At 69.0% G+C, this 1,626-nt stretch carries 2 protein-coding genes; both read right to left on the reverse strand.

Annotation, left to right across the window (positions count from 1 at the left end):
* Positions 1 to 9: 9 nt before the first annotated feature.
* Complete coding sequence (locus G6048_RS48015) at positions 10 to 537, reverse strand: VOC family protein (protein WP_235991158.1); 528 nt, start codon at positions 535 to 537, stop codon at positions 10 to 12.
* A gap of 2 nt (positions 538 to 539) precedes the next feature.
* On the reverse strand, positions 540 to 1,562 hold the full coding sequence (locus G6048_RS48020; protein WP_165345887.1) for a WD40/YVTN/BNR-like repeat-containing protein: 1,023 nt from the start codon (positions 1,560 to 1,562) through the stop codon (positions 540 to 542).
* Positions 1,563 to 1,626: the final 64 nt, after the last annotated feature.

Genomic DNA, 1,626 nt, shown 5'->3' on the forward strand with positions numbered 1-1,626 from the left:
CGGCAGGGGCTAGCCGCGGAGTGGCTCGATCTCCACCGGCTCGCTGGGGGCGCCGTACAGGCCGAGGATGCGTTTGCCCTCCTCGTCGTCGGTGACCGTCTCGTGGAAGAACTCGAAGCGGTTGCCGTCCGGATCGGTGAAGTAGAGGCCGAAGCCGATCTTGTGATCCGTGGTCTTCACCACGGGCACGCCCTTGGCCAGCAGCATTCCGTACAGCCGCCGCCACTCGTCGAGGTCGCCCTCCACCTCAAGGCCGTAGTGCTGCAGTCCGACACCTCCGGTGTCGGCTCCCTCCTCGGCGCGGATGAGGGCGATGTCGTGGTGCTTCTTGCCGAAGGACAGGAACACCCAGTGCGGGCCGCGTGCGGTGACCTCCATGCCGAGGACGTCCTCGTACCACTTGGCCGAGGCCTCCGGGTCGCGGACGAACAGTGACAAATGGGTGCGGCGTACCCGCGGCTTCGCAGCGTCCTGCGGGTCGGCGGGGATCGGCGTGGGCTCCTCGTTCGGGTCGAGTACGCGCTCGTCGGGGTCCAAGGTCAGTGTCCTTCCGTGGCGGGTGCTACTGCCGGAGTCCAGGTCACGTCGGTGATCTCGCTGAACTCGCGCCATTCCTTGCGCCAGGTGCGGCCGGCGTCGGTGGAGCGGAGGAGATGGCCGTACTTCGTTCCCGCGAAGACCAGTTCCGGGTCGGCGGCGTGGGTGCCGAAGGCCCAGACGGTCGAGTTGGCGGGCGTGTCCAGGGCGGTGTCCTGCCAGGTGCGCCCCAGGTCCTCGGAGCGCAGGATCCTGGTCGTGGTACCGGGGGTGCCGTCGCCGATGCCGAGCAGCAGGTCGTCGGTGCCGGGGAGTTGCTTGACCAGCCGGGTGTAGTAGATGCCGAACGTTTTGCGGGAGTCGGTACGGGTCCAGGTGGCGCCGTCGTCCTGGCTGACGAAGAGCGCGTTGACGACGGCGACGACGATCGTCTTCGGCGGGCCTTCCAGGACGACTACGCAGTGGATGTCGGAGTTGGTGACGCCGTGGGGCAGGGTGGCGGGTGTGCCGTCGATCCGCTCCCAGGTGTCGCCCCGGTCACCGCTGCGCCACAGGCCGCCCTCCTCGATGCCGAACCACATGTTCTTGGGTTCGTAGCGGTCGACGACACAGGTCAGGATCCTGGGGCGGTTGACGCCCGCGCAGAACTCCGGGATTTCCGGGGGCAGTTGTTCCCAGGTCGCCCCGCCGTCCGTGGTGCGGAACATGGCGGCCCGGGAGGGGGCGCCGGTTCCGGCGAGCATCGTGTCCGGATGGGTGGGGTCGATCGCCAGCGACCAGATGGTCCGGTCGTTCATGGGCGAGTCGACGCGTTGCCAGGTGACGCCGGCGTCGGCGCTGCGCACGAGTCCCGCGTCGGCGCCGGCGAAGACGACGTCGGGCTGTTCGGGATGTACGGCCAGGCAGCGGACGACGGCGTCGAACTCCAGGGCCTGTCCGAGTCCGAGACGGGACCACGTGGCGCCGTCGTCGGAGGAGCGCAGGACGCCCTGGCCCGCGGTGGCGACCAGGATGGTGCCTTCCATGTCGTGGGTTTCCTTTCGGAACTGCGGAACGAACGGGTGGGGTAAGGGGATGGCGGCCGTGGGG

It is taken from the genome of Streptomyces ureilyticus (assembly GCF_011045025.1).
Classification (GTDB): domain Bacteria; phylum Actinomycetota; class Actinomycetes; order Streptomycetales; family Streptomycetaceae; genus Streptomyces; species Streptomyces ureilyticus.